Origin of the sequence: Streptomyces sp. NPDC048612 (genome assembly GCF_043199295.1) — a bacterium.
Classification (GTDB): domain Bacteria; phylum Actinomycetota; class Actinomycetes; order Streptomycetales; family Streptomycetaceae; genus Streptomyces.
The window spans coordinates 308,653-315,336 of record NZ_JBICVV010000007.1; the positions used below are offsets into that span (position 1 = coordinate 308,653).

Below are 6,684 nucleotides of genomic sequence, written 5' to 3' on the forward strand. Positions count from 1 at the left end.
GCCGGAGCCTAGACCGTCCCGGAACCGCGGCGCACGACATACCCGCGTGCTCCGCGGTTCCGTGGGGGTGGACTACTTCGCGTCGTCGCCGGACTTCTTGTCGTCCTTCGCGGCGTCGGCGTCCGCCTTGGCGGCGTCCTTGGCCTCGGCGGCGGGCTCGGCGTCCTTCGCCTCGTCGGCGGCGGGCTTGTCCGCGGCGGGCTCACCGGCCGGGGCGGCGGTCTTGCCCAGGTCGATCTTGTCGGCCTTGTCGGCGTCCGCGGCGTCGCCGGTCAGCGAGGAGGCGTCGTCCGGGACGACCGGCCCGTCACCGTGGATCGGGTCGGCACCGTCCAGGATGCGGTTGTACTCCTCGTCCGCGAGCACGGCGCCGATGGCGTTCTTGGCGTAAATGGCGTGCACGCCGGGGGCGACCTCCAGGAGGACGGTGTCCTCGTGGACTTCCTTGACGGTGGCGTACATGCCGCCGATGGTCCGGACGCCGGTGCCGGCCTGCATTTCATTGCGCATCTGCGCGGCCGCCTGCTGCTTCTTCTTGGCAGACCGAGTCATCAGGAACATGGCCCCGATGAGGACGATGAAGGGGAGGAGAGTCACGATATTGGGCACGGGACGGAAATCCTTCGCACGACCGCTGCTGCGCGATCTCATATACGGGGGTGGGAATGCCGCCCATACGAACGGCATCGGCGGAGTCTAGGCGAGTCCCCACCAGTGGAACAACGCATAGCATCCCACCGCAGTTCCTGGCCGGGCGAGTCCCCGCGCCGTCACGCCCCGAACAAGCCCTGCTGCCCGCCGGGGCCCCCGTGCTGCTGCGGCGGGACGAGCCCCAGGTGCGCCCACGACGCCGGGGTCGCGACCCGGCCCCTGGGAGTCCTGGCCAGCAGTCCTTCCCGTACGAGGAAGGGCTCGGCGACCTCCTCGACGGTCTCCCGCTCCTCCCCCACCGCGACCGCCAGGGTGGACAGGCCGACCGGGCCGCCGCCGAACAGCTTGAGCAGGGCCGTGAGCACGGCGCGGTCGAGACGGTCCAGGCCGCGGGCGTCGACCTCGTAGACCCCGAGGGCCTGGGAGGCGATCTCGCGGGTGATCAGGCCGTCGGCCTTCACCTGGGCGTAGTCACGGACCCGGCGCAGCAGGCGGTTGGCGATACGGGGCGTGCCGCGGGAGCGGCCGGCGATCTCGGCGGCGCCCTCCGGCTCTATGTCGACGTCCAGCAGCCCGGCGGAGCGGTGGATGACCCGCTGCAGTTCGGCGGGGGCGTAGAACTCCATGTGGGCGGTGAAGCCGAAGCGGTCGCGCAGCGGGGGCGGCAGCAGACCGGCCCGGGTCGTGGCGCCGACCAGGGTGAACGGGGGGAGTTCGAGCGGGATGGCGGTGGCTCCCGGGCCCTTGCCGACAATGACGTCGACGCGGAAGTCCTCCATCGCCATGTAGAGCATCTCCTCGGCGGGCCGGGACATCCGGTGGATCTCGTCGAGGAAGAGGACCTCGCCCTCCTGGAGGGAGGAGAGGATCGCGGCGAGGTCACCGGCGTGCTGGATGGCGGGGCCGGAGGTGATGCGGATCGGGGCGCCCATCTCGGCGGCGATGATCATCGAGAGGGTGGTCTTGCCGAGGCCCGGTGCGCCGGAGAGCAGGACGTGGTCGGCGGTGGCGCCGCGGGCGCGGGCGGCGCGCAGCACCAGGTCGAGCTGTTCGCGCACCCGCTCCTGGCCGACGAACTCCTCCAGGTCCTTGGGCCGCAGCGCGGCCTCGACGGCGGTGTCCTCGCCGTCCGCGTCGGCCCCGACCAGCCGGTCGGGCCCGCCCGTGGCGGCGTCCTCGCTGGTGGGCGGTGCGGTGTCGTCCCAGTTCACTGCGGATTGCCTCGCGGGGTCGGGGCGGCCGGGCCGCCGGGGTGGTCGAACGGCCGGGGGTGCGGGGTCCGGGCCGGGGCGGTCATCGGGCGCGGTTCAGGGTCTGCAGGGCGGCCTTGAGCAGCTGCGGCACCTGCGGCGCGGCGCCGTCGGCGAGGGCCGCCTCGGCCTGCGGGGCGACCGCGGTCACCGCCTCGTCCGCCTCGCGGGTGGCGTAGCCGAGGCCGATCAGCGCGGCGTGCAGCTGGTCGCGCCAGCCGGGGGTGACGGCACTGCCGACGCCCGCGCGGCCGGTCCCCACCGGCTCACCGAGCCGGTCCTTGAGCTCCAGGAGCAGCTTCTGGGCGCCCTTCTTGCCGATGCCGGGCACGGCGGTGAGGGCCTTCTCGTCGCTGGTGGCGACGGCTCGCCGCAGCGCGTCCGGGGAGTGCACCGCGAGCATCGCCTGGGCGAGCCGGGGCCCGACGCCGCTGGCGGTCTGGAGCAGCTCGAAGGTCTGCCGCCCGTCGTCGTCGGTGAAGCCGTAGAGGGTGAGCGAGTCCTCGCGGACGACGAGGGAGGTGGCGAGCTTGGCCTGCTGTCCGACGCGCAGCGTGGAGAGGGTGTCCGGGGTGCACTGGACGGCCATGCCGATCCCGCCGACCTCGACGACGGCGGAGTCCGGGGCGAGGGCCGCGACCGGGCCGGAGACGAAGGCGATCATCGGGTGCCCTTCTGGGGTGCCGTCCTGCGGAGGCCGGCGGACGGGAGGGTGGCGGGAGCGGTGCGGCGGGCCGCGGCGTGTGCCTGCTGGAGGCGGTTGACCGCGGGGGCGCGCCAGATGTGGCAGATGGCGAGGGCGAGGGCGTCGGCGGCGTCGGCGGGCTTCGGCGGCGCGTCGAGCCGCAGCAGCCGGGTGACCATCGCGCCGACCTGGGCCTTGTCGGCCCGGCCCGAGCCCGTCACGGCGGCCTTGACCTCGCTGGGGGTGTGCAGCGCGACCGGCAGCCCGCGACGGGCCGCGCACAGCATGGCGACCGCGCTGGCCTGGGCGGTGCCCATGACCGTACGGACGTTGTGCTGGCTGAAGACCCGCTCGACGGCGACGTACTCGGGGCGGTGCTCGTCGAGCCAGGCGTCTATCCCGCGCTCGATCTCGACCAGCCGTTGGGCGATGTCGAGGTCCGCCGGGGTACGGACGACGCCGACACCGACCATCGTCAGCGGACGCCCCGCGACCCCGTCGACCACCCCGACCCCACAGCGCGTCAGCCCCGGGTCCACCCCCAGCACCTTCATCGCTCCCGCCCCTCGCCGTATTCGGTCAGCTGTTCCTTCTTCGGGAGCGCATGCCCCCTGATCAGCACAGTAGTGGCTGCCACTGACAAACCGACGGGCCGACGGGGTGTGTCCCCGTCGGCCCGTCAGACGACCGAGCGTGCCGCGCCGGTCAGGCGTCGACCTTGGCCATCACGTCGTCCGAGACGTCGAAGTTGGCGAAGACGTTCTGCACGTCGTCGCTGTCCTCCAGCGCGTCGATCAGCTTGAAGATCTTGCGCGCGCCCTCTTCCTCCAGCTCGACCTGCATGGTCGGGACGAAGTTGGCGTCGGCCGAGTCGTAGTCGATGCCGGCCTCCTGGAGGGCGCTGCGGACCGCGACCAGGTCGGTGGCCTCGCTGAGCACCTCGAAGGACTCACCGAGGTCGTTGACCTCCTCGGCGCCCGCGTCCAGCACCGCGCCCAGGACGTCGTCCTCGGTCAGCTCACCCTTGGGGACGATCACCACGCCCTTGCGGTTGAACAGGTACGACACCGAACCCGGGTCGGCCATCGAACCGCCGTTGCGGGTCATGGCGACGCGGACGTCCGAGGCGGCGCGGTTGCGGTTGTCGGTGAGGCACTCGATGAGCACCGCGACACCGTTGGGGCCGTAGCCCTCGTACATGATGGTCTCGTAGTCGGCACCGCCGGCTTCGAGGCCCGCGCCACGCTTGACCGCGGAGTCGATGTTCTTGTTGGGCACCGAGCTCTTCTTGGCCTTCTGGATGGCGTCGAAGAGAGTCGGGTTGCCGTCCGGGTCGGCGCCGCCGGTACGCGCCGCGACCTCGATGTTCTTGATCAGCTTCGCGAAGAGCTTGCCGCGCTTGGCATCGATCACGGCCTTCTTGTGCTTCGTCGTAGCCCATTTAGAGTGGCCGGACATCCGCCTGTCTCCTTCGCGTAACCAACGTCTGAAACGAACGCCATAGATCCTACCGGGGCCAGGTCACGGGGTGTTACTCCCGCCCGCACCGGCCGCCGCCCCTGGCGGAGCCCCGGAGCCCGTCCCCCGGATCAGCCCCCGGCCTGCCGCACCATGTCCACGAACAGCGCGTGGACCCGGTGATCGCCGGTCAGTTCCGGGTGGAAGGACGTGGCGAGGACGTTACCCTGCCGCACGGCCACGGTGTGCCCGTCGTACGTCGCCAGGACCTCGACCGCGCCGCCGACCGACTCGACCCAGGGCGCCCGGATGAAGACGCCTTCGACCGGTCCGCCGGGAATCCCGGCGACGTCGATGGCCGCCTCGAAGGACTCGTTCTGCCGCCCGAAGGCGTTACGGCGCACGATCATGTCGACGCCGCCGAACGTCTCCTGGTCCTCGCGGGCGTCCAGCAGCTTGTCCGCGACCATGATCATGCCGGCGCAGGTGCCGTAGACCGGCCTGCCCGCGCGTATGAACGCGCGCAGCGGCTCCAGCATGCCGAAGGTGACGGCCAGCTTGGACATGGTGGTGGACTCGCCGCCCGGTATGACCAGGCCGTCGAGCCCGTCCAGCTCCTCGGGACGGCGTACCGGCCGGGCCAGGGCGTCCGCCTCGGCGAGCGCGGTGAGGTGCTCGCGGACGTCACCCTGGAGGGCCAGCACACCGATGGTGGGGGTGCTCATCTAGGTGTCCTACCAGCCGCGGTTGGCGTAGCGCTCGGCCTCGGGGAGGGTGTCGCAGTTGATGCCGACCATGGCCTCGCCCAGGTTGCGGGAGACGTCCGCGATGACCTTCGGGTCGTCGTAGAAGGTGGTGGCCTTCACGATCGCGGCGGCGCGCTTGGCGGGGTCACCGGACTTGAAGATGCCGGAGCCGACGAACACGCCCTCGGCGCCGAGCTGGCGCATCAGCGCGGCGTCGGCCGGGGTGGCGACACCACCGGCGGAGAACAGCACGACCGGCAGCTTGCCGAGCTCGGCGACCTCCTTGACCAGCTCGTACGGGGCGCGCAGCTCCTTGGCGGCGGCGAACAGCTCGTTGTTGTCGTAGCCGCGCAGCCGGGCGATCTCGCCCTTGATCTGGCGCATGTGGCGGACCGCCTCGACGACGTTGCCGGTGCCGGCCTCGCCCTTCGAGCGGATCATGGCCGCGCCCTCGGTGATCCGGCGCAGCGCCTCGCCCAGGTTGGTGGCACCACAGACGAACGGGGTGGTGAAGGCCCACTTGTCGGAGTGGTTGACCTCGTCGGCCGGGGTGAGGACCTCGGACTCGTCGATGTAGTCGACGCCGAGCGACTGCAGGACCTGGGCCTCGACGAAGTGGCCGATCCGCGACTTGGCCATGACCGGGATGGAGACGGCGTCGATGATGCCGTCGATCATGTCGGGGTCCGACATCCGGGCCACGCCGCCGTCCTTGCGGATGTCGGCGGGGACCCGCTCCAGGGCCATGACGGCGACGGCGCCCGCGTCCTCGGCGATCTTCGCCTCTTCCGGCGTGACGACGTCCATGATCACGCCGCCCTTGAGCTGCTCGGCCATACCGCGCTTGACGCGCGCGGTTCCGGTCTCGGGGGTCTGGGGCGTGGTGGGCGTGCTGGACACGGTTGACCTCACTCAATGCGGGTGGCTGTACTGCTGCGCCCACACAACCGTTGGTGAGCGGCCCGGGAAAAGGGCCAATTAGAGGTCAGTGGCTCGTCACCGCCGGGAGTCGCCCGCTGCGGCCCCCGCCCCCGGCTCCCGCTGCCCGGTTCAGTTCCCGGCGGAGCGGTCGTCCAGGACGGCCGGCGGCTCGTCGTCCATCTCGAAGGCCAGCGGGAACGGCGCGTGCCCGGCGAGCCGGAAATAGCGGACCACCCGGTGGCGGCGGACCGCGCGGGCGGCCCGTACGGCGTCGTTGTGGAACCGCCGCGCCATCGGGACCCGGCGCACCGCGGCGGTCAGCTCGGTGACCGTCTGCTCGCCCCCGGGCGCCTCGCGTACGGCCTCCAGCTGCGCCTCCTCCGCGAAGATCGCCCGCAGCGCCTGGCTCAGCTCACTCTCCGCGACCTCACGATGGTCCTCCTCGGCCTGCCGGGCCTCGTGCGCGGCCTGGTAGAGAACGATCGAGGCGGCCGGGTCCAGGACCCCCGAGGTACCGACCTCCTGCGCGACGGACGCGCGCCGGAGCAACTGCGCGTCGAGCGCTGCCCGGGCCGCGTCGATACGGGCGTGCAGCCGGTCGAGGCGGCCGGCCGTCCAGCTGAGGTAGACACCGATGAGGACGATCGCGACGGCGATCCAGATGAGCGTGGTCACGGTCGGTCACGATACGCGCTGCCGCGCTTTGTCTTCGCCCCACGTTGTCGGCTGTCCCGCCGTGCTGCCTCGCGCCGTTTCGGGTCCGCTGCGCGGGGCGTGGCATCGGGTGATGCTTGTCGTTTCCCGCCGTTGCGCCTGCGGCGGGCCGGTCCGCTGCGCGGGGCTGTCGGGGTGCGGTGACGGGCCTCCGCGGGTGGGGTGTGCCGGACTGCTTCGCTTTACGTCCGGCACACCCCACCCGCGCCGGCCCGGCCCCCCCCCCTGGTGGGGTGGAAAGAAGGGGGCGTGGGGGTTA

The 6,684-nt window shown here is 72.0% G+C and carries 8 protein-coding genes; all 8 read right to left on the bottom strand.

What is annotated here, in order from left to right:
- Positions 1-72 precede the first annotated feature (72 nt).
- The gene (gene yajC, locus ACGFN2_RS14390; RefSeq protein WP_393360208.1) at positions 73-609 is read right to left on the bottom strand and encodes a preprotein translocase subunit YajC; all 537 of its coding nucleotides are present in this window, start codon (positions 607-609) and stop codon (positions 73-75) included.
- A gap of 161 nt (positions 610-770) precedes the next feature.
- Positions 771-1,862, bottom strand: coding sequence for a Holliday junction branch migration DNA helicase RuvB (gene ruvB, locus ACGFN2_RS14395; RefSeq protein WP_393360210.1), 1,092 nt, complete (start codon positions 1,860-1,862; stop codon positions 771-773).
- A gap of 82 nt (positions 1,863-1,944) precedes the next feature.
- Positions 1,945-2,565 (bottom strand): Holliday junction branch migration protein RuvA, encoded by a 621-nt coding sequence (gene ruvA, locus ACGFN2_RS14400; protein ID WP_362602250.1) that lies wholly within the window; start codon positions 2,563-2,565, stop codon positions 1,945-1,947.
- On the bottom strand, positions 2,562-3,140 hold the full coding sequence (ruvC, locus tag ACGFN2_RS14405; RefSeq protein WP_362602247.1) for a crossover junction endodeoxyribonuclease RuvC: 579 nt from the start codon (positions 3,138-3,140) through the stop codon (positions 2,562-2,564). The genes ruvA and ruvC overlap by 4 nt, the downstream gene beginning before the upstream one ends.
- A gap of 151 nt (positions 3,141-3,291) precedes the next feature.
- Complete coding sequence (locus ACGFN2_RS14410) at positions 3,292-4,044, bottom strand: YebC/PmpR family DNA-binding transcriptional regulator (protein ID WP_362602244.1); 753 nt, start codon at positions 4,042-4,044, stop codon at positions 3,292-3,294.
- Positions 4,045-4,175: 131 nt separating this feature from the next.
- On the bottom strand, positions 4,176-4,769 hold the full coding sequence (gene pdxT, locus ACGFN2_RS14415; protein WP_362602241.1) for a pyridoxal 5'-phosphate synthase glutaminase subunit PdxT: 594 nt from the start codon (positions 4,767-4,769) through the stop codon (positions 4,176-4,178).
- 9 nt (positions 4,770-4,778) lie between these two features.
- The gene (gene pdxS, locus ACGFN2_RS14420) at positions 4,779-5,690 is read right to left on the bottom strand and encodes a pyridoxal 5'-phosphate synthase lyase subunit PdxS (protein WP_362602238.1); all 912 of its coding nucleotides are present in this window, start codon (positions 5,688-5,690) and stop codon (positions 4,779-4,781) included.
- Positions 5,691-5,840: 150 nt separating this feature from the next.
- Positions 5,841-6,386 (bottom strand): hypothetical protein, encoded by a 546-nt coding sequence (locus tag ACGFN2_RS14425; RefSeq protein ID WP_362602235.1) that lies wholly within the window; start codon positions 6,384-6,386, stop codon positions 5,841-5,843.
- Positions 6,387-6,684: the final 298 nt, after the last annotated feature.

Excerpts from the sequence above, each read along its gene's own strand:
- ruvA (WP_362602250.1), bottom strand. The coding sequence starts at position 2,565 with ATGATCGCCTTCGTCTCCGGCCCGGTCGCGGCCCTCGCCCCGGACTCC.
- ruvC (WP_362602247.1), bottom strand. The coding sequence starts at position 3,140 with ATGAAGGTGCTGGGGGTGGACCCGGGGCTGACGCGCTGTGGGGTCGGG.
- ACGFN2_RS14410 (WP_362602244.1), bottom strand. The coding sequence starts at position 4,044 with ATGTCCGGCCACTCTAAATGGGCTACGACGAAGCACAAGAAGGCCGTG.
- pdxT (WP_362602241.1), bottom strand. The coding sequence starts at position 4,769 with ATGAGCACCCCCACCATCGGTGTGCTGGCCCTCCAGGGTGACGTCCGC.